Origin of the sequence: Frankia sp. CcI156, from assembly GCF_001983015.1 — a bacterium.
GTDB lineage: Bacteria > Actinomycetota > Actinomycetes > Frankiales > Frankiaceae > Frankia > Frankia casuarinae.
In genome coordinates this window covers 104,753-125,139 of the sequence record NZ_MOMD01000016.1, presented here as the reverse complement: position 1 = coordinate 125,139, position 20,387 = coordinate 104,753, and the positions used below count along the sequence as shown (strand labels likewise).

At 69.1% G+C, this 20,387-nt stretch carries 19 protein-coding genes and 3 pseudogenes; 12 read left to right on the top strand and 10 right to left on the bottom strand.

Annotated features, from left to right (window positions below):
• Window positions 1–69: 69 nt before the first annotated feature.
• The gene (locus tag CcI156_RS08450) at window positions 70–1,062 is read right to left on the bottom strand and encodes a cytochrome d ubiquinol oxidase subunit II (protein WP_011434725.1); all 993 of its coding nucleotides are present in this window, start codon (window positions 1,060–1,062) and stop codon (window positions 70–72) included.
• The gene (locus tag CcI156_RS08445) at window positions 1,062–2,729 is read right to left on the bottom strand and encodes a cytochrome ubiquinol oxidase subunit I (RefSeq protein ID WP_076805177.1); all 1,668 of its coding nucleotides are present in this window, start codon (window positions 2,727–2,729) and stop codon (window positions 1,062–1,064) included. The genes CcI156_RS08450 and CcI156_RS08445 overlap by 1 nt, the downstream gene beginning before the upstream one ends.
• A 644-nt stretch (window positions 2,730–3,373) precedes the next feature.
• Between CcI156_RS08445 and CcI156_RS08440 the strand changes: the two genes are divergently transcribed.
• From CcI156_RS08440 to CcI156_RS08405, 8 genes and pseudogenes are all read left to right on the top strand, one after another.
• Window positions 3,374–3,931 carry a BlaI/MecI/CopY family transcriptional regulator gene (locus tag CcI156_RS08440; protein WP_023840127.1) on the top strand — a complete coding sequence of 186 codons (558 nt, stop codon included), beginning with the start codon at window positions 3,374–3,376 and terminating at the stop codon, window positions 3,929–3,931.
• A 13-nt stretch (window positions 3,932–3,944) separates the two neighbouring features.
• Complete coding sequence (locus CcI156_RS08435) at window positions 3,945–5,183, top strand: M56 family metallopeptidase (RefSeq protein ID WP_023840128.1); 1,239 nt, start codon at window positions 3,945–3,947, stop codon at window positions 5,181–5,183.
• 470 nt (window positions 5,184–5,653) lie between these two features.
• Window positions 5,654–7,033, top strand: a complete 1,380-nt coding sequence (locus CcI156_RS08430) for an ROK family transcriptional regulator (RefSeq protein WP_035731187.1) — start codon at window positions 5,654–5,656, stop codon at window positions 7,031–7,033.
• 310 nt (window positions 7,034–7,343) lie between these two features.
• Window positions 7,344–8,270, top strand: coding sequence for a TauD/TfdA family dioxygenase (locus CcI156_RS08425; protein ID WP_011434720.1), 927 nt, complete (start codon window positions 7,344–7,346; stop codon window positions 8,268–8,270).
• 189 nt (window positions 8,271–8,459) lie between these two features.
• The gene (locus CcI156_RS08420; protein WP_076805175.1) at window positions 8,460–9,500 is read left to right on the top strand and encodes an ABC transporter substrate-binding protein; all 1,041 of its coding nucleotides are present in this window, start codon (window positions 8,460–8,462) and stop codon (window positions 9,498–9,500) included.
• 42 nt (window positions 9,501–9,542) lie between these two features.
• Window positions 9,543–10,385: an ABC transporter permease gene (locus CcI156_RS08415; RefSeq protein ID WP_011434718.1), complete on the top strand. Its 843-nt coding sequence runs from the start codon at window positions 9,543–9,545 to the stop codon at window positions 10,383–10,385.
• Window positions 10,358–11,284, top strand: coding sequence for an ABC transporter ATP-binding protein (locus CcI156_RS08410; protein WP_023840131.1), 927 nt, complete (start codon window positions 10,358–10,360; stop codon window positions 11,282–11,284). Before CcI156_RS08415 ends, CcI156_RS08410 begins: the two co-directional genes overlap by 28 nt.
• 322 nt (window positions 11,285–11,606) lie before the next feature.
• Window positions 11,607–12,448, top strand: a pseudogene (locus CcI156_RS08405) (transposase family protein).
• Between the two features lie 3 nt (window positions 12,449–12,451).
• Here the strand turns inward: CcI156_RS08405 and CcI156_RS08400 are convergent.
• Both CcI156_RS08400 and CcI156_RS08395 read right to left on the bottom strand, forming a co-directional pair.
• Window positions 12,452–12,691, bottom strand: coding sequence for a hypothetical protein (locus CcI156_RS08400; protein WP_023840133.1), 240 nt, complete (start codon window positions 12,689–12,691; stop codon window positions 12,452–12,454).
• 617 nt (window positions 12,692–13,308) lie between these two features.
• On the bottom strand, window positions 13,309–13,578 hold the full coding sequence (locus CcI156_RS08395) for a type II toxin-antitoxin system VapB family antitoxin (RefSeq protein WP_011434714.1): 270 nt from the start codon (window positions 13,576–13,578) through the stop codon (window positions 13,309–13,311).
• Window positions 13,579–13,740: 162 nt separating this feature from the next.
• On the opposite strand from CcI156_RS08395, the gene CcI156_RS08390 reads away from it, so the two are divergent.
• Both CcI156_RS08390 and CcI156_RS08385 read left to right on the top strand, forming a co-directional pair.
• Window positions 13,741–14,148, top strand: coding sequence for a YciI family protein (locus CcI156_RS08390; protein ID WP_076805173.1), 408 nt, complete (start codon window positions 13,741–13,743; stop codon window positions 14,146–14,148).
• Between the two features lie 8 nt (window positions 14,149–14,156).
• Entirely contained in the window at window positions 14,157–15,302 is a 1,146-nt protein-coding gene (locus CcI156_RS08385) for an RNA polymerase sigma factor (protein WP_035731191.1), read from the top strand.
• Between the two features lie 99 nt (window positions 15,303–15,401).
• Here the strand turns inward: CcI156_RS08385 and CcI156_RS27660 are convergent.
• From CcI156_RS27660 to CcI156_RS08370, 5 genes and pseudogenes are all read right to left on the bottom strand, one after another.
• Window positions 15,402–15,506: pseudogene (locus CcI156_RS27660) on the bottom strand (RNA polymerase subunit sigma-24); the annotation flags it as partial.
• A gap of 6 nt (window positions 15,507–15,512) precedes the next feature.
• Entirely contained in the window at window positions 15,513–17,465 is a 1,953-nt protein-coding gene (gene htpG / locus CcI156_RS08380) for a molecular chaperone HtpG (protein WP_076805171.1), read from the bottom strand.
• 166 nt (window positions 17,466–17,631) lie between these two features.
• The gene (locus CcI156_RS26160) at window positions 17,632–17,841 is read right to left on the bottom strand and encodes a hypothetical protein (protein WP_023840136.1); all 210 of its coding nucleotides are present in this window, start codon (window positions 17,839–17,841) and stop codon (window positions 17,632–17,634) included.
• A gap of 146 nt (window positions 17,842–17,987) precedes the next feature.
• A pseudogene (locus tag CcI156_RS27655) lies at window positions 17,988–18,068 on the bottom strand (hypothetical protein); the annotation flags it as partial.
• A gap of 32 nt (window positions 18,069–18,100) precedes the next feature.
• Entirely contained in the window at window positions 18,101–18,637 is a 537-nt protein-coding gene (locus CcI156_RS08370) for an ABC transporter ATP-binding protein (RefSeq protein WP_076805169.1), read from the bottom strand.
• A 67-nt stretch (window positions 18,638–18,704) separates the two neighbouring features.
• Between CcI156_RS08370 and CcI156_RS08365 the strand changes: the two genes are divergently transcribed.
• Window positions 18,705–19,550, top strand: a complete 846-nt coding sequence (locus CcI156_RS08365) for a TetR/AcrR family transcriptional regulator (RefSeq protein WP_076805167.1) — start codon at window positions 18,705–18,707, stop codon at window positions 19,548–19,550.
• A 101-nt stretch (window positions 19,551–19,651) separates the two neighbouring features.
• On the opposite strand, the gene CcI156_RS25545 is transcribed toward CcI156_RS08365, so the two are convergent.
• Window positions 19,652–19,816 (bottom strand): hypothetical protein, encoded by a 165-nt coding sequence (locus CcI156_RS25545; RefSeq protein WP_011434708.1) that lies wholly within the window; start codon window positions 19,814–19,816, stop codon window positions 19,652–19,654.
• 174 nt (window positions 19,817–19,990) lie between these two features.
• Here CcI156_RS25545 and CcI156_RS08360 point away from each other — a divergent pair, with 174 nt between their 5' ends.
• The gene (locus tag CcI156_RS08360; RefSeq protein WP_076805164.1) at window positions 19,991–20,386 is read left to right on the top strand and encodes a hypothetical protein; all 396 of its coding nucleotides are present in this window, start codon (window positions 19,991–19,993) and stop codon (window positions 20,384–20,386) included.
• Window position 20,387: the final 1 nt, after the last annotated feature.

The window sequence follows — 20,387 nt, the reverse complement described above, 5'->3', positions numbered from 1 at the left end:
TGACCGTAGCCCACCGCCGCGGCGGGCCGGCCCGATCACTGCACCGGCCCGATCACTGCACCGGCCCGATCACTCCGCCGGTTCCGGCCGGGAGAACAGCCGGAACAGCATCATCAGGGACGGCACAAGCACCACCAGACCGCCGGCGATGGCGAACAGCATGGCCCGGATGTTCGTCGTCGGCGCCGCGGCCGTGTCCACCGTGGCCTGCCCGACCACCAGGTCCGGGTACTGGGCCACCGCCCAGCCCCAGAGCATCGCGCCGACGGCGAGACCGGCCGCGATGCGGGCGGCACCGAACTGCTCGCGCCAGAGCGCGACGAGGGCGCCGATCCCGCCGAGGGTGGACAGGGCTACCAGGGGAAGCGAGCGGTCCCTGAACCGGCCGGCGACCTGCGGGGCGTCCGCCCACAGCAGGGGCAGCAGGATCGCGGCGAGTGCACCGCAGAGCACGGCGCCGCCGATGGCCCGCCGGCGGAAGTCGGCCACCAGGTGCGCGGTGGCCGGGGAAGAGGCGGCGTCCCGGCAGAGGTAGACGGCGGCGAGGAAGGCCGTCGCGGCGACCGCGAAGGCCCCGCAGACGAGCCCGAACGGGCTGCGCACCGGCGCGAACGGGTCGTCGGTCGACAGATCACCGCTGGCCAGAGCCGCACCGGCCACCCCGAGCGCGAACGGGGCGATCGTCGAGGAGACCGCGAAGACGTGCCCCCACCAGTGGTCGGGACCGGCCCCACCCGCCCCGTAGGACCGGTACACGTACGCGGCGCCACGCAGCACGATGCCGACGAGGGCCACGGACAGCGGCACCTCCAGAGAGGAGCCGATCACCCCGTAGGCCTCGGGAAACCCGCTGAACATCGCCACCACGATGAAGATCAGCCAGACATGGTTGGCCTCCCACACCGGGCCGAGTGACGCCGAGATCAGTTTCCGCTGGTCGCCGGCGTGCCGTCCGCGTGCCAGTAGGTCCCACACCCCGCCACCAAAGTCCGCGCCACCGAGCAGCGCGTAGGCGGTGAGCCCTACCACCATGATGATCAGAAGGAGGTCAGCGCTGGTCATCAGTCTTCTCCCCGCCCGCCGAAACCGGTGGTGCCGTCGGATCCCGTTCCCGTTGTCTCACCCGGGTGCGCCGAACCGCGGGATCCCTCGGGACCGCCGCCGGTGCGCCGCCTGCCGGCCACCGGCGGTTCGACCGGCAGTTCGACCGGCAGTTCGACCGGCGGTTCAACCGCCGGTTCAACCGCCGCCGGTTCAACCGCCGCCGGTTCGGGTCGCGGCTTCGGGATGGATGGCGAATCGGAATCGGTTGTCCGTCCGGGCCTGGCCGGGCTCGCCTGCCCCGCGCCGTGGACGGCCGTGCGGTGGACGCCCGCGGCGGGCCGCCCGGACCGGATCTCCGCGACGGCCGGGCCGCCGGTGGCCATCCGGCGCAGGATGAGGATCAGCGCACCCGCGAGCCCCAGGTACAAGACCAGGGAGCCGGCGAACATCGGCGCGACCCCGTCGGCGCCCGTCACCGCGTCGTGAACCCGCATGTGACCGCCCACGATCCACGGTTGACGACCACCCTCGGTGACCTCCCAGCCGGCCATCATCGACAGCGCGGACGCCGGTCCCGTGGCCGCCGCGGCGAACAGCCACGGCCGTCCGGTGKGCAGCAGCGTCTTCTCGCCGCGACGGCGCCGGCGGACGACGGCGGCACCAGTCAGAGCGGACAGTCCGATCAGCGCGGAACCGAACCCGACCATCGTCGCGAACGACCCGTGCACCAGCAGGCCGTTCGGGCGCTCGTCCGGCGGCGCGGCGTCCAGACCGGTGATCACGTGATCTGTACTGAATCCCTCCATCAGCGAGAGCAGACCGGGGATCTCCAGCCCGTAGCGGACCTCGCCGCTCTTGTCGTCGTAGAACCCGCCGAGGGTCAGCGGCGCGTGCGACCTGGTGTGGTAAAGYCCTTCCATCGCGGCCAGCTTGAACGGCTGGTTGGCCCCGGCGATCCGGGCCGCCCAGTCCCCCACGATCAGCTGAAGCGGCGCACAGACCAGCACCACCGCCAGGCCGATCCGCAGCCCGCGCTGGTGGTAGGCGTCCCGGCGACCGCGCAGCATGCCGACCGCGTAAATGCTGGAGACGGCCCCGCCGGTGCACATCAGCGCGKCCAGCAGCATGTGGACCACCTGGGGCGGAGTCCCCGGGCTCAGAAAGGGCGCGAACGGCTCGGCGGCGACGACCTTGCCGTTCACCTCGGTGATCCCCCGTGGCACGTTCATCCAGGCGTTCACCGTGATGATGAACAACGTCGACAGGGTGCCGGAGATCGCGATCGGCCATAGCGTGAGCCAGTGCGCGCGCGGCGACAAGCGCTTCCAGCCGTACAGGTACATCCCGACAAAGATCGCCTCGGTGAAGAACGCGAAGCCCTCCAGGGAGAACGACAGTCCGAGCGCACTGCCGTACTTCGACATGAACGCGGGCCAGAGCAGGCCGAACTCGAACGAGAGCACCGTTCCCGAGACGGCCCCGACCGCGAACAGCACGGCGAATGYCCGCGACCACTTCTTCGTGAGCGCCAGCCAGGTCTCGTCACCGGTCCGCACCCAACGCCCCTCGGTGTAGATCAGCAGCCACGGCATGCCGACCCCGAACACGGCGAAACAGATGTGAAACGCGAGGGAGAACGCTGTCTGGGCGCGGGCAAGGTCGACGGCATCAGCGGCGAGAACCATGCGCACAGCTCCTTCGGTGGGCCGCGAGGGGAAAAATCGGCCGAGAGCCAACCGATCCTCTACGAGGCATAGAGGTTTCTACGGTATGTAGCCAATTCTCCTGGCGACGAGCAAAGCGCAGTGAGCTCGATGACATGGTCAAGACCGACGGCACTACCGACGGCGCTGTCGAGACGTGCGCCACGGTCGACGGCACGGGGCGGGACCGAAAGATACCTCCATTGCGGCCGTCATCCTGTTTGATGGATAGCCCGTTCGGCGGATAGCCCGTTCGGCGGATAGCCCGTTCGGCGGATAGCCCGTTCGGCGGATAGCCCGTTCGGCGGATAGCCCGTTCGGCGGATAGCCCGTTCGGCGGATAGCCCGTTCGGCGGATAGATAGTCCCCTAAGTCATGAAGATGTTTCCTTGTAAAGGAATTCGGGCCGCGTGAACGGCGGYGGATCAGTCAGCCGGCGGGTTCGCACTGGTCCGGAGCCGGGCGCCGATCGGGAGCCGGGAGGCAGATCGGGGGCTGGAAGGCCGGTTCCTCCCCGGTTCCTCCCCGACGGCCGGCACCGTTGCCGCGTGGCTGTGACGCAACAGGCCTCAACGAAGCACCCCGTTCGGTTCCACGAATGTTCTACGCCACGTAGGATTGGCACCATGGCGCGCCTGGGTGACCTCGAACGGTCGGTCATGGACGTGTTGTGGGCGAGCGACGACTGGCTGACCGCCCGCGAGGTCGCCGGCCGTCTCCAGCATGAACGCGATCTCGCGTACACCACCGTGCTGACCGTGCTCGAACGGTTGGAACGGAAGGGATTCGTGCGGCGTCAGCGTTCGGCGCGCGCGCATCGCTACGCGGCCAGCGACAGTCGCGAGGCCGTCGTGGCCGAGGCGATGATGGAGGCGCTCGGCACGGCGGACGATCGTGGTTCCGCCCTGGTCCGCTTCGTGGGGTCGGTGTCCGCGGAGGAGGCCGAGATCCTTCGCCGTGCCCTGGAACCCGTCGGTTCCGGGGCACCCGGCATCTTCGTGCCTGGCGGAGAGGCCCCGCGCGCCGAGGATCCGCAGGCCGAGGATCCGCACACGGAGGTCCGGCACGCCGAGGCCCGGCGCGGTCCGGCGATCGGAGACCCGCCCCGCGACGACCCGGAGCAGATCGTCACGGTAGCCACCGACCCGGATCGAACGGCCCAGATTCCGCCCGACCACCGGTAGCGTTAGCCGGGACATGACGACCGCGGCACTTCTCGCCCTGTTCGCGGGCGTGTTGGCCTGGCCGGTCCCACGCCTGCTGGCCGCCGCGCGCTGGCCCTACCGATGTCCACGGGCGGCGATCGTGCTCTGGCAGGCGGTCGGTCTGGCCGGCGGAGTGTCGGCGCTACTCGCGGCGATCGCGTTCACCGTCTCACCGCTGTCCGGCGACACCCCGACCGCCATCGTCGACCATCTCGACAACATCGCGGCCGGCGCGCCGCTGACGGGCCTGGGCCTGATCAACCTCATCGGCCTCGCTGTGGCGGCGGCCTTGGCCTCCCGGCTGTTCGGGGTGCTCGGCACCTCCAGCGCCGCCACCCTTCGCGAGCGTCACCGACACCGCGACCTGGTCGATCTGGCTGGCCGTCGGCATCGCCGGCATGAGACCTGCGTCCCGCCCGGCCATGCGTCCCATCATTCCGGCACAGCCGCGGACTCTGGTGCGGCCACCGACCCTGGCACAACCGCCGACGGYGGGGGCGCAACCGGCTGCTGCCTGTGCGAACACCGGGACCGGGCCGGCATTCTACTGCGTATCCTCGATCATCCCGTCGCGGTCGCCTACTGCGTGCCGGGGGTGCGRCACGCCCGGGTTGTGGTCTCCCGCGGGCTACTGAACACCCTCGACGCCACCGAACTGGACGCCGTGCTCGCCCACGAGGCGGCCCACGTCGCCGGTCGTCACGACCTCGTCATCCAGCCGTTCGTCGCGTGGGAGCGGACCTTCCCGTTCCTGGACCCGGCCAGGGAGGCGACCGCGGCCGTCTCGCTCCTCGTCGAGATGCTCGCCGACGACGCGGCGGCCCGGCAGACAAGCCGCCGATCGCTCGCGCGGGCCTTGGCCCGGCTGGGCGGGGCAAGGGCACCGGTCCCCGCCGGGGCGCTGGGGATCATCGATTCTCCGGCCGCTGTGCTGCCCGCACTCGGCTCCCACGAGCCTACGGCGGTCGGCGTCCGCGATTCCGGCCCGCCCGGCCCGGGCAACCCAGACGCCGGCGGGCCAGACCCCGGCGATGCGGCGCCCGGCGATGCGGCGCCCGGCCAGACACGACCGGTCGGCGGCGGCCCCCGGCGCGGCACGGCCAATCCGGTCATCTCGCGGATCACCCGGCTCCTCGACCCGCCGGAAGTGCCATGGTGGATGCCGCCGTGCGCCTACTTCGGGGCGATCATCGTGCTCGCCGCGCCCCCGCTTATTCTCCTAGTCGGCTGAGTGGAAGGCGATAATCTCTACTTTTTTTATTGACAAGCGGCGGAATGATATCTACTGTCAGCGTCATGAGCCGGCGCCCGCTTCTGGTCTGCCGTGCACACATTGACTTTCATCGCGTCGCGAGCGCGCTCTGTCACCCTTACCATCGATCCCGCTGATCATCAGGCCCCGTTCCGCCGACTGGCATCCGTCACCGTAAGCCCCCGGCGCCCGGTGACGGCACCTGCCGCCTCGTACCCGAGCCGGCCAACGGCCGCCGACCTGATGTCAGCGAAGGGTGGGCCCCTCCCTCCGGTCCACCGTCCCTGTGGTCAGCCGGGCCCCCGGTCCTGACTTTTCCGTGCGTTCCACCTGCCCTGTGTTTGCACGCCTTGCGCGTGCGCGGCGACGAGAGGCCCCGTCGGCCGCGTGGTCGCATCGCGAGGAGGTTCTCCGTGCCCGTACGCGACAAGGCGCCAGTACGCGACAAGATGTCGGCGCGGGAAACGCTGCCGGCGCAGGGAAGGCCGCGGGCCGCGGCGGGGGTCGTCTCCAGGCTTGGAGCCGGGAGAACCACTGCCGGCGGCCCAGGCAGCCCAGGCGGCTCCGGCGGCTCCGGCGCCCCCAGTGGTTACGGTGCCCCGGGCGGCCCCGCGGGCTCCGCGGCGGCGATCCTGCGGGCGGTCCTCGACCACGGTCCGGTCGCCCGCACCGCCATCGGGAGGGCAACAGGGCTCAGCCCGGCGGCGGTCTCCCGGCAGACAGCCGGGCTGATCTCCCTGGGTCTGCTCCGAGAGCTTCCCGCCTCCTCGCTGGCTCCCCGGGCCGGGCGGCCGCACGTGCCCCTGGACGTGGACACCGACCTTCATCTGGCCTGCGGGGTGCACATCGCCGTCCCGTTCGTCACCTTCAGCCTTGTCGACCTGCGTGGACAGGTGGTGACGCGGGAGCAGTTGCCGCGGGAGGGGGGYCCGGCGGACGTCCTTCGGATGATCGCCCGACATCTGCCCGAYTTCCTCGCCCGGCGCGCCCAGGGCAACCGTGTCCTCGGCCTCGGCGTCGTCACCGGCGGCCGGGTCGACCCCGACCTCGGCGTGGTGATCGAACACGAGCCCCTGGACTGGCATGACGTGCCGGTCCGGGAGGTGCTGGCGGCGGCCATGGGCATGCCGGTGCACGTCGACGGGCACGCCCGCGCCCTGGCCCAGGCGGAGATCCTCTTCGGCGACCCGCGCGCCCGGCGCAGCCTGCTGCAGCTGTTCGTCGGCAACGTGGTCGACGCCGCGTTCGCCACCGACGGATCGGTGCACATCGGACCGCATTCCGCTGCGGGCGGCATCGCTCACCTGCGGCTCGCCGACAGCGACGTCCCGTGCCGCTGCGGCCGGTCGGGCTGCGCGCAGGCGGCGCTGTCGGAACGGACCATGCTGCTGCGGGCGACCCAGGACGGGATCATCTCCCGTCCGGACCTGCAGGTGCTGCTGCACGCCGGGCTCGCCGGCGACCCGCGCGCGCTGTCGCTGTTGCGCGCCAGGCTCCGGCTGGTGGGTCGGATGATCAGCCTGCTCGTGGACATGATGGACCCGGAAATCGTCGTTCTCACCGAGGCCGCCGCGCTCTGCCTGCCGGATCTGTTGGTCGACCTGCACGAGGAGATCGCCGCGCACTCACGTGTGTGCACCGATCCCGAGCGGATGGTGCTGCCGAGCAGCTTCGGCATGAACGTGCTGGCCGTCGCGGCGGGAGCGACCGTCCTCGACGCGGTCCACCGCCGCCCGCACAGTCTGCCCGTCCCGCTGCCCGCCCCGATGCCGTCGCGGACACCATCACGGACACCGACAGTCGCCGCAGCCGCCCGCCGGAGGTATTAATTCCACCAGAACACAAAACGTTGACGGCCCGGAAGGGCGAGACCGAAGATTGACCGGTGAGCGACTCCAGGAACGGCGGTACGGGAAGATTTCCCGCAGCCAGCGCTCGTTGTCGCCGATGTTGCCGCCCGGCGTCACGTTCCGCTGTCCGTCGCGACAGAATCCGTAGTCGATCGCAATAGTGCCGATCACGATAGCGCAGGCGTTCCCGGCACTCCCCGAGAACGCGTCCCACCGGTCCGTCACCCGGAATTCCGGCTGCCCTCCCCGCCGTCTTCGCATCTTTTCCCAACCTCTGGAGGAACACAGGATGACAACCACGACCCCTCTTCTGGGACTCGACGTCCGCCCGCTTTCCGGCTATATCGGGGCCGAGATTCACGGAGTGGACCTGCGCGAGGACCTGGACGACGCGACCATCGCCGAGATCCGCTCCACGCTGCACCAGTGGAAGGTTGTCTTCTTCCCCGGCCAGAACATCGACCACGCCCAGCAGGTCGCCTTCGGCCGACGCTTCGGCAAGCTGACCCCGGCCCACCCGCACGAGGACGCGCCGCCGGCGGGCTTCCCGGAGATCCTGCCGATCGACAGCCGGCGGTACGCCAGGTTCTTCGGAACGAAGAAGAAGGTCACCTACGACAATGGCTGGCACACCGACGTCACCGCGCTGGTGAACCCGCCCGCCGCGTCGATCCTGCGGGCCGGCATCGTCCCGCCATACGGCGGCGACACTGCGTGGACCAACCTGGTCGCCGCCTACCAGGAGCTGCCCGAGCAGCTTCGGGACCTGGCCAACGGCCTGCGCGCCCGGCATAGCTTCGGAAACTTCCCCAGCGAGAGCGAGTACGGGCGGAAGGTCGCCGCAAACCCGCTGGTCGCGATCCACCCGGTGGTGCGCGTCCATCCGGAGACCGGCGAGCGGGCGCTGTTCGTCAGCCCGAGCTTCACCTCCAAGGACAGCGAGATCATCGGTTTCTCGCCGAAACAGAGCCGCCGGATCCTCGACCTGTTCTACGAGCAGATCTCCCGGCCCGAGTTCACGGTGCGGTTCAAGTGGAACCCCGGTGACATCGCCTTCTGGGACAACCGCGCGACCTCCCACCTCGGCCCGTCGGACCTGGGCCACCTCGACTTCGACCGGGTGCTGTACCGGGTGACCATCGAGGGCGACATTCCGGTCGGCGTCGACGGCAAGGAATCCGAACTGGTCGCCGGGGAACCGTTCCTCGGCTCCTGATCCGCTGTCCGCCGATATCCGCGGACACCACGAATACCGGAGCCGGCAATCCGCTGACAGCCGCGAGGGCCAAGTCCCTCGCGGCTGTCGGCACCCCGACCAACGATCCACCTCGAACGACAAGCCACCCCGAACGGCCACCGTCTGTCCGCCGGATCACGACCGAACGACCCGATAGGGAGATTTCCGATGCAGCATCGACGACCGCGCGGGCGGCGTCTTTCCCTCCTGGCCGCCGGACTTGCCGCAGCCGTCGCGGTGACCCTGGCCGCCTGTGGGAACGACGGCGGCAGCGGCAGCGCGGGTTCGGCCGCTACGGGTGGCCAGGTGACGCTGCGGATCGGCGACCAGGGCAAGTATTTGGAACTGCCGCTCACGCTCTCCGGCGAGGCGCGGGGCACTTCCTACGGGTTGAGCTGGAACACCTTCGCCGACGGTCCGCACATGAACGCCGCGTTCAGCGCGAGCAAGATCGACGTGGGCTTCATGGGCGATACACCGGTACTGTTCGCGAACGGGGCGCACGCCGGCGTGACCGCGGTCGCTGTCGCGGAGAACCCGGTGAACACCCAGACGATCATCGTCAAGGCCGGCTCCGGGATTCACAAGCCAGCCGACCTCAAGGGCAGGCGCATCGCCCTCACCCTCGGTACCTCCCTGCACGGTTATCTGCTCAACCAGCTCGCGTCCGCCGGTCTGAAGCAGAGCGACATCACCCCGGTGAACGTGCCCATCACGAGCCTCGGAGCGACACTCGCCTCCGGTCGGGTCGACGCCATCGTGTACGCCAAGCAGTACGTCGCCGCGGTCGGCCAGCAGGCTCCCGGTTCCTATGAGATCGAGACCAAGCCRCTCCCGGTCTTCTCGGTCGTGCTGGCATCGAAGAACACCCTCAAGGATCCGGCGAAGCGCAYGGCGGTGCAGGACTTCCTGATCCGCCTGTCCCGGGCATCCGCCTGGCCGAAGGCCCATGAGGACGAGTGGATCAAGAAGTACTACGTGGGCCAGCTCAAGCAGAACCCGCAGGCGGCGAGGARGTACTTCGACTCGCTGCCGCGGGCACTCTACAAGCCGGTCTCCGAAAGCTTCATCGAGAGCCAGCGCGTGCAGGCCCGACTGCTGATCGACGTCGACCAACTGCCGAAGACCCTGAACGTCAACGACGAGATCGACAAGGGTTTCAATGCCGAGCTGACCRCCGCGTTCACCAAGGCCTCGCTGRCCACCTGAACCTCAGGGCACCGGGACGTTCCATCCGAGGGGATGATAAACGTGAACGAACTCATCTTACCCGACGGCGTCATCGCTGACGGCCGGACCGAGGCCGGGCCGCGCGGCTCCGGCGGGCGCCGGTGGATTCCGCCGGAGGTCCGCCGGTTCACCGGTCCCGCGCTGTTGTTCGCCGCCTGGTGGACGGTCACGGGATTCGGCCTCGTCAGCGACCAGTCCTTGGCCTCCCCGGCCGCGGTGTTCGGCGCGGGACGGGAGCTGTGGAACAGCGGCGAGCTGCTGGACAGCCTCGGCATCTCGCTCTACCGGTGCGGGGTCGGCCTGATCCTCGGAGTCACCATCGGGCTGACTCTCGCGGTGATCGCCGGTTTCTTCCGCGCCGGCCAGGACGTCGTCGACTCCGCGATGAACTTCCTACGGACGATCCCCGTCATCGCGTTGCTGCCGCTCATCATCGTATGGATCGGCATCGGCGAGGAAGCAAAAATATTCCTGATTACCGTGGGGGTCTCCTTCCCCATCTATATGAACACCTACTCCGCCATCCGCGGGGTCGACATCAAACTGGTGGAGGCCGGCCAGACCTTCGGCCTCGGCCGGTTCGGGCTCATCCGGCGAGTCATCGTTCCCGGCGCGCTCCCGGGCTTCCTCGTCGGTCTGCGCTGGGCTCTGGGAGTCGCCTGGCTACTGCTGGTCTTCGCCGAGCAGGTCAACACCGACAAGGGCATCGGCTACCTGCTCAACAGCGCGCAGTCCTGGAATCGGACCGACATCATGGTCCTCTGCCTGGTCATCTACGGAATCCTGGGACTCGTCAGCGACGGAATGGTCCGCATCCTGGAAAGGACGCTGCTGTCATGGCGCCGCGGCTTCGACGGAACCTGAGCACCGACACCGACACCAACACCACGGCGGCGGCCACGGCCGTCGCCACCCTGGAGCGCCCGGCCACCGCCGACGCTCAGCACACCGCCGACGCTCAGCACACCGCCGACGCTCAGCACACCGCCGACGCTCAGCACACCGCCGACGCTCAGCACACCGCCGAAACCGCCGAAACCCGCGGTGCCGACGGCGCCGCCATCCGGATCCGCGGCCTGCGTCGCACCTTCGGGAATCACACGGTCCTCGACGGCCTCGACCTCACGGTCGCCTCCGGGGAGTTCGTCGCCCTGCTGGGCCGCAGCGGGTCAGGGAAGAGCACGCTGATCCGCATCCTCGGCGGCTTCGACGGCGGCATCTCCGGCGAGGTTCTGGCCACCCGGCAGCGTTCGGTCGTCTTCCAGGAGGCCCGGCTGCTTCCATGGACGCGGACCCTGGCCAACGTGACGATCGGTCTGTCCGGCCGCGACGTCGCCGAACGCGGACGGGTGGCGCTCGCAGAGGTCGGGCTGGCCGGGCGGGAACGGTCCTGGCCGGTGGCGCTGTCCGGTGGTGAGGCACAGCGGGTCGCGCTCGCCCGGGCGCTGGTTCGGGAGCCGGACCTTGTCATGCTCGACGAACCGTTCGGGGCCCTCGACGCCCTGACCCGGATCAGGATGCACGCCCTGCTCCAGCAGCTGTGCCGTCGCCACCGGCCGGCGGTACTGTTCGTCACGCACGACGTTGACGAGGCGATCCTGCTCGCGGAGCGGGTGCTTGTCCTCACCGAGGGACGGCTCTCCCTCGACGTTCCAGTCGATGTGGCGTCCCCTCGGCGACGGACCGACCCCGCCTTCGACCGGCTGCGTTCCACGCTGCTGGCCGAGCTCGGCGTCGACGAACTCGCCGAAGGCGATCATTGACCTGCCGCCGCCTCGCGGACGCGCAGCCCGTCCGCCGACGATGTGGGCACCCGTACCGGGGACGGCCTGCTYGGACTCCACCGCCTCCGCCTCGGCGGCTTCGGCATCCTCGGCCGCGTGCTCGGCTCGGATCGTCTCCCGCCGGGCACGTCTGGACGGATCAGTCATTGAGCCTTTCCGCGCAACGATCGATAGCTCTGCGTGAGCATCACGGACGGTAGGCGGTAGGGCGGTCCGAAGGGGGCGGTGCAAGAAGAAACGCGGGACCCCGGTAGAAGTCTGTTCCGACCAAAGACCAGCTTCAGGGAGTCCCGCGCGCGCCATGAGTGCGACATACACGGCCGTACTGCCGTTCCAGGACCACACGGTCGAGTTCGTCACCGGCCTGCTGGAAGCGGAACGTGTCCGCCGCGGCACCCGGAAGGGGACACGGAAGCTCACCAGTCGTGAGCAGGCGGTGCTCGTGCTGCGCTGGTTCGCCGACGCCACCCAGGTCGCCCAACTGATCGTCGACCATGGGATCAAGAAGTCGACCGGCTACGACTACCTCCACGAAGGGATCGCCGTGCTGGCCGAGCGCGCCCCGAAGCTGGAATCCGCCCTGCTCGCCGCGAAAGCCGCCGGTCRCAGCCACGTCAGTGTCGATGGCACGCTGATCGAGACCGACCGGAACGCCACCCCGGGCCCGACCGCGGGAGTGGACCTGTGGTGGTCGGGCAAGCATGCCAATCACGGCGGGAACATCCAGGTCGTCACCGCGCCCGATGGCTGGCCGCTGTGGACTTCCGAGGTGCGCCCCGGCCGCGAACACGACACCACCGCGCTGCGCGCGCACCCGCAGATCTTGCCGGCGCTGGCGGTCTGGATCGCCGCAGGCCTGCCGGTCCTGGGCGATCTGGGCTACGAAGGCGAACGCGACACCGTGACCGTCGCGATCAAGAAGCCCAAGGGTGGCTGAAGCCCAAGGGTGGCTCGCTCACCGACGACCAGAAAGCATCCAACAAGGCGCACAACGCCCAACGGGCCGTCGGCGAACGCGGGAACTCGCTCTTGAAGATGACGTTCAAGGCGCTGCGCAACGTCAGCGTCTGCCCGTGGAAGATCGGGAAGATTGTCGCCGCCGCTCTCGTGCTCCTGCACATCGAGCATGATCGAACGACGTGATCACTAAACGTGACGATCGGTTACGCGGAAAGGCTCAATGGTCGTGTCGGCATCACACTGCCGGGCGAAACCGGCCGCGGCACCGTCCAACAGGCCGACGAAGGCCTCCCTCGCCCGCTCGAAATCGGTCCGCTCCCAGGCGTCCAGGGTTTCCCTGCCCATCGCGGTGAGCAACAGCAGCTGCGCGATCGCCGCGGGGTCGACGAACACCAACCGCTTCCACAGCTCGAACTGGAACGCCATCCTCGGGTCCGCGCTGATCCATCCGGCATGCGCCGTCAGGGACCGTACCCTGTCGGGTACAGCCCTGCGGTGGCCGTGGCCACGAYGGCGCCGAGCGAGTGACCGACGAGGTGCAAGTGATCGATGCGGGCGTCCCGGGCCGCAGCGACGACTGGCCCTAGCCAAGGGGACATGCGGCAGGCTGTCACGATCAAGCGGAAGAAGGCCGGGCCTGGTGGGCATCACCGCGCTGGTGAGCACCACCACGCTGGTGGGCAGGGACAGCGTGCCGTCGAGAACCCCCGGCGGCCAGAAACTCTCGCTGAAGTATGGAAAGACGCGCGCCCCGTGCCCGACCGCGACCGACACCGCCATACTGAATGACAACACGTCCACGACGACGTGGATGTCGCTTGTTGGCRCAAGAACGGCAAGATCCTCAAGTCCCCAGCCAAAACGAAGGGAGAAGCGGCGCTGGCCCGCAAAGCCTGGTGCGTMAGAAGCMAACGGAATGCCTACTCAGCCGGTCATTCGTCGGTRTGCCTATTCGTCGTCCAGCTCCGCGGCGATCAGATCAGTGTGGACGAAGTCCTCACCCTTGAGCCGACGAGTGCCGACGAGTGCCGACGAGTCTACGATCACGCTGGCAACCCATGCTCATCGTAGAGATCCTCGATGCTCAGGCCGGGCGGGGGCACCGCGGCCGCTGTCTGACGACCCAGGGCAACGATGCGGGCCGCTCGCTGCTCACCTTCGTCGCGGTCGGCGCGCATCCGCTCCAGGCGTTCCCGGACAGCGACGAGCACGGCCGTCGTGACGGTCTCCCCCGTCAGCTCCGCAAGCTCGCGGCTCAGACGCTGGGCTTCCTCATTTTTGATGTTCAACACCGTCAAGGCTCCGTCCACCATGGAGGCGGGTCCTTCCACCAAGGTACCCGCCGTCCGTTGGGTCTTAYCGRCTGAGACTCCGGCGCTCGGGATGCAACCGGCGATGTCGAGAACCCGCKACTGGCTCCGTCCCCGCGGTGAACGTGACCAAAATGGGTAGCACCAGCACCGAGGAGAAACACGATGGCTAAGTACTTGCTGCTCAAGCACTACCGCGGCGCTCCGGCTCCGGTCAACAACGTGCCCATGGACCAGTGGACCCCGGAGGAGATCTCGGCGCATATGCAGTACATGCACGACTTCGCGGYCCGGCTCGAGGGGACCGGCGAGTTCGTCGATGGCCAGGCGCTTGCCCCCGAGGGGACGTTCGTCCGGTACGACGGTGAGGGGCGCCCACCGGTCACCGACGGCCCGTTCGCCGAGACCAAGGATCTCATCGCCGGCTGGATGGTGATCGACGTCGACAGCTACGAGCGCGCCATCGAGCTGGCCGGGGACCTGTCGGCCGCCCCTGGGGCGGGCGGGAAGCCGATCCACGAGTGGCTCGAGGTGCGCCCGTTCCTGACCTCACCGCCCACCATCACAGAGTGACCTCTCAGATAAACGAGGCCCTGCTCCGGAGCCTCACCCCGAGCGTGCTAGGGATCCTCGTCCGCCGCGGAGCCGACTTCGCGGCGGCCGAGGACGCCATGCAGGACGCGCTGGTCGAGGCGGTCCGCGTCTGGCCGGCCGACCCGCCGCGGGACCCGAAGGGCTGGCTGGTCACCGTGGCCTGGCGCCGGTTCCTCGACGCGACCCGGGCGGACGCCGCCCGCCGCCGGCGTGAGGACCTCGTCAACGAGGAGCCGGCGCCCGGGCCCGCGCCCACGGTGGACGACACGCTCCAGCTCTACTTCCTGTGCGCCCACCCCTCGCTGACGCCGTCGTCCGCGGTCGCGCTCACGCTGCGCGCCGTCGGCGGGCTGACCACCCGCCAGATCGCCCAGGCCTACCTGGTGCCCGAGGCGACCATGGCGCAGCGCATCAGCCGTGCCAAGCGCACCATCTCCGGCGTGCGGTTCGGCCAGCCCGGCGACGTCGCCACCGTGCTGCGCGTCCTCTACTTGGTCTTCAACGAGGGCTACTCCGGCGACGTCGACCTTGCCGCCGAGTCCATCCGGCTCACCCGGCAGCTCGCGGCCGCGGTCGACCATCCCGAGGTGGCGGGGCTGCTCGCCCTCATGCTGCTCCACCACGCCCGGCGCGTCACCCGGACCGCGCCCAACGGCAGCCTGGTGCCGCTCGCCGAGCAGGACCGCAGCCGGTGGGACACTGAGCTGATCGCCGAGGGCGTCAAGATCCTGCAGGCGGCCCTCGCCCGCGACCGGCTGGGCGAGTTCCAGGCCCAGGCCGCCATCGCGGCACTCCACGCTGACGCGCCCACCGCCGAGGAGACTGACTGGGTCCAGATCGTCGAGTGGTACGACGAGCTCGCGCGTCTGACCGACAGCCCGGTCGTCCGGCTCAACCGCGCAGTGGCCGTCGGCGAGGCCGACGGACCGCGCGCCGGGCTGGCGGCGCTCGCGGCGCTGAACGACTCACTGCCCCGCCACGCCGCGGTGGCGGCGTACCTCCACGAGCGCGACGGCGACCTGGCGACGGCGGCACGGCTGTACGCCGAGGCGGCCCACAAGGCACCCAACCTCGCCGAGCGCGATTACCTGACGCGCCAGGCCGCCCGGCTCAACGCCCGCCGGTGTCGCTGACGGGTCGCGCTCGGATTTTCCCGCAGCACTTGGCGCGGCCCCGCGGCCAGGGCTGTCGCCTCACAGTGAGTTCGAATCTCATTACGGTGTGCGGTCGCCTGCATGCTGACGGACCGCGGCAGGATTCCTGTCGACAGCCTGCGCCACTTCGGCGCACTCGAAGTCGAATACGTCGCGCGGCACAAACACGGCCCGCTCGGTTGGCGGCCGCTACAGCGCCTCCGCCAGGCGTTCGGCGAGGAGGCGGGTGAATCGCGCGGGATCGCGCAGTTCTCCGCCTTCGGCGAGCAGCGCCATGCCGTACAGCAGCTCCGCGGTGTCGCCGAGGGCGGCGGAATCCGCGTCCCGTTCGTGTGCGGCGCGCAGGCCCATGACCAGCGCGTGCGTCGGGTTGAGTTCGAGGATGCGCTTGGGGCGTGGCATCTCGTGCCCCATCGCCCGGTACATCTTCTCCAGCGCGGGCGTCATGTCGAACGTGTCGCCGACGAGGCAGGCCGGCGACGTGGTGAGGCGGCTGGACAGCCGGACCTCCTTGACGTCGTCCTCAAGCTTGGCCGCCAGCCAGGGCAGTAGGGCGGCGAAGTCCTTGCGCAGCTGTTCCCGCTCGGCCTCGCTGCTCTTCTTCTCGTCGTCGGTGTCGAGGTCGACTTCGCCCTTCGCGATCGACTTCAGCGGCTTGCCGTCGAACTCCGCCACCCGTTCGACCCAGACCTCGTCAACCGGGTCGGTCAGGATCAGGACCTCGTAGCCCTTGGCCCGGAACGCCTCCATGTGCGGCGAGTTCTCGATCATTCCGCGCGAATCGCCGGTCAGGTAGTAGATCTCGTTCTGGGCGTCCTTCATACGCTCGATGTACTCGCGCASCGTGGTCGGCCGATCGGCGTCGTGCGTCGAGTCCACCGAGACGAGGCCGAGGATCGCATCCTGGTTGTCGGCATCCTCGAGGAGGCCCTCCTTGAGGGCGGCGCCGAACTCCTTCCACAGCGTGCGGTAGCGCTCGGCGTCGTTCTCCTGAAGAGCCCTGATGGAGGCCAGTATCTTCTTGACCAGCCGGCGCCGCACAAGTTGGATCCGGCGGTCCTGCTGGAGGATCTCTCGGGAGATGTTGAGCGACAGGTCGTGCGTGTCGACGACGCCCCGGACGAAGCGCAGATAGTTCGGCAGGAGCTCCGCACAGTCATCCATGATGAACACGCGCTTCACATACAGCTGGACGCCGCGGCGTGCATCCCGGGTGAASAGGTCGAGCGGCGCTCGCGACGGGATGAACAACAGGGCCTCGTACTCGAACGTCCCCTCGCCCTTCATGTGGATGACCTCGAGCGGGCCGGTCCAGTCATGGCTGAGGTGCTGGTAGAACTGGTCGTACTCGGCCTTGTCGACCTCGCTCTGCGGCCGGGCCCACAGCGCCTTCATCGAGTTGAGCGGCCGGTCGCCGGCATTCTCGGCGCCGGCGCCGGACTCGGCTGTCCCGTCGTCGTTCGAGTCTCGGTCCTTCGCGGCGGGGGCCGACACCAGCCGGATGGGCCAGGCGATGAAGTCGGAGTACCGCTTGACGATCTCCCGGATCTTGTTCTCGTCGGTGTAGTCGTAGAGACGGTCCTCGCTGTCCTCGGGCTTCAGGTGGACCGTGACCGCGGTTCCCCGCGGCGCGTCGTCCACCGTCTCGATGACGTAGGTGCCCGCGCCGTCGGACTCCCACCGGGTGCCGCCGCTCTCACCGGCCTTCCCAGTCAGCAGGGTGACCTTGTCGGCCACCATGAAGGTGGAGTAGAAGCCGACGCCGAACTGCCCGATCAGATCGGATGACGCCGCGCCGTCCTCRGATTCCCGCAGCTTGCGCAGCAGCTCGGCCGTGCCGGACTTCGCGATGGTGCCGATGAGCCCGACGACCTCGTCGCGGGACATCCCGATGCCGTTGTCGCGGACGGTCAGAGTGCGAGCGTTGACGTCGGCCTCGATCTCGATGCGCAGGTCGGCGCTGTCGACCCGCGGGCCGTCCTTGACCAACGACGCGATGCGCAGCTTGTCCAGGGCATCGGACGCGTTAGAGATCAGCTCCCGCAGGAAGATGTCCTTGTTCGAGTAGATCGAATGGACCATCAGCTGCAGAAGCTGACGCGCCTCGGCCTGAAACTCCAGCGTCTCGACCCGGGTGCTCACGGGGCTCCTCCATGCGGACACGAGCAGACTGCACGACGGCTACCCGGTCCCGCGCGTGACGGCCAGCGCCCAGCGACGCCTCGGGCACGCAGCGGAACGGGCAGCCCGTATCATATCGGGCGTCCACGAACCTCCGCCGACGGACCAGCCGGTGGGCGGCCCGATGCTAGCCCTGCTGACGGCGCTTGAGGCGGAACGCAACCTGCAGTTCGGCGGGCAGCACCTCGGCCTCCCAGGGGTCGACCAGTTCCAAGCCCAGGCCGGTGAAGTCGCTGGTGTTGCGGGTAGCCAGGACGGCGTTGCGGGCTCGACAGATAGCCGCGATCTGGGCGTCGAAGCCRCTGATCGGAGTCCCGGCTTGTTCACGCTCGACCACGAGGCTGGCGTAGTGACGGGCCGCCGTGGCGCGAAGGGCAGGACTCTGTCCTGGAACGCCGAGAAGACATCGTCCGCGGCTGCCATCAGCAACTCACGGCGGCGACCGGATGGCAGTCGGACGAGGCTGTAACGGACCTCAGCCACGGTGATCGAGGTCGTGTTCAAGGCGTCACCGGGTCGGCTGGTTACCCACCTTACGACGCGGTCGGCTGGTGCTGCGCGCATGAGCTCGGAGATGACATTGGTATCGAGAACAATCATTCTGAGGGTGGCACCCGGTCACGCGAGCAGGTCCGCTGCCCGCGGTGCCTGTGCCCGCGCTGGCACAGGAGGGGCCGCTTGACCATGCTGGCCGCCAGGTCGAGGCGCCGGCGCATCCCGCCGGAGTACGTCTTCACCCGGCGGTCCCGGGCGTCGGCCAGGTCGAACTCGGCCAGCAGGTCGTCGACCCGGGACCGGACCACGCGCCTGGGCAGGTGGCGCAGCCGCGCCATCATCTCGAGGTTCTCCCGGCCGGTAAGCAGATCGTCGATCGCGGCGTACTGGCCAGTCAGGCTGATCGCGCCCTTGACGCCGACCGGGTCGCGAAGCAGATCACAGCCCGCGATCACGGCCGTCCCCGCGTCAGGGGCGACCAGGGTTGCCAGGATGCGCACCATCGTCGTCTTGCCCKCCCCGTTCGGACCGAGAAGCGCGAAGACGGAACCCTGCTCGATAGCCAGGTCGACGCCGTCGAGCACCGCCCGGCCATCGTAGGACTTGCGGATCCCGTCCGCGATTACTGTGTATGGCATACATGAAAGGTATGCGCCATATACAGTTGACGTCAAGCCGTATTCTCGCAGTCAAGGAGGGAGGTCGATGGTCAGCGAGAAGTCACCGCCGCTACCGCCGGGCCTCGACCTGCTCTGGGGCCGCCGCGAGCRTGGTCAGCGCGGGCCGCGGCCGSAGCTGTCGGTAGACGCGATCGTGGCGACGGCGACCCGGATCGCCGACGCCGAGGGCTTGGACGCGGTGTCGATGGCCCGCGTGGCGAAGGAGCTCGGCTACACGACGATGTCGCTCTACCGGCACTTGGCCACCAAGGACGAGCTGCTCCAGATGATGTGGAACGCCAGCGCCCAGGGCGCCGAAAGCCTCGTCATCGAGGGCGATGGTTGGCGGGCCCGGCTGCGAGCCTGGGTGATCGTCCAGCGCCAGATGATCGACCGCCATCCCTGGATCACCCAGATGCCGATGGCCGCGCCCCCGCTTGCGCCGAATTCGCTGACCTTCGTCGAAAAGGGGCTGGAGACCCTCGACGGCACCAGCCTGTCTGACGCCGACAAACTCCGCGTGATCGGCCTGCTCAGCTCGTACGCCCTCAGCGAGGCCCGAATGGCCCACAATGCCGCCCGGGCTGCCGCCCAGGCCCGGACGGCTGTGGCTCCTTGCGCTGKGGCTGGAGCTGACGCGGAGGCAGGGCCGGCTGGGGGCGACGCGCCGCCTGTCTGGGGCTTCGAGGCGTTGCTGCGCGAGCTCGTCGACGAGCGGACCTATCCGCGGCTGCACCGCATCGCCTGGGCGGGCGAGATCGGCGACGGCCCGGCGGGCTTCGAGGAGACCGAGGAGTTTCTCTTCGGCGTGGACCGGATCCTCGACGGCATCGCCGCTCTCATCGACCGAACCTCGGCAGCCGGCGGGACGTTGGGCATCGGCTCGAGCTGAGCGACCGCCGCGGTGATGACATCATCCCGCGCGGCGGCTACCCGGCCCTCTCCAAGCGACGGCGGAGGCCCAGGTCAAGGCGGACCTCAACGATCTCGCGATCAGCAGCCCGCATCGGCGAGCTCGTCGAGGTCCTCGGCGACCCCGGCCATCCGGAACACGACGAACGCCTGGAATGGCTGGGCCTGCGGGACGCAGACGAGTTCGACCCGGTCGAGTTCGACGCCGAAGACGTGAACAAGGCGCTGTCGACCATCCGATAACACCTCGGTCGGCAGGTTGACGCATCCCCGGCACCGGCGGCGCCGCGGCGTCGCCGGCCCACGTGACGCACAGACGCCTGGACGACACCTCGTTGCCAGACCCGTACCGTCGGTAGATTCTTGGTCACCTCACCGCCTCACCACCTCACCGCACCGCCTGGAATTCGGGGGAACTACATGCCACCGGACCCGACAGACGTCACTCATCCCGCCTTTCTCGCCAACTATCTTGCTAGCCTTCCCCGGCCGGAACACGTACATGGCGACCCGGCCCGCAGTGTCCGCGAGGACGACTTCGACGGTCACCACGTCGTCATCACGACCACCTACGAGATCACCGTCGACGGCCAACCATTGAACGTCCACATTKGGGTTTCCAACGACGGCACGGCACACTGCCACGGCCTGCCCAACTATCAGATCCCCTCGGTCGTCGACCTGGTACGCCTGATCATCACCGCCTTCCCCGAGGAGTTCTCCCCCGGGGCCTCTGGCGACGACCATGGCCCGCACGGCGATCCGGGCGAGCACCATCACCACGACGCCCACGACGAGCTCCCGGAAGGGGCATGAC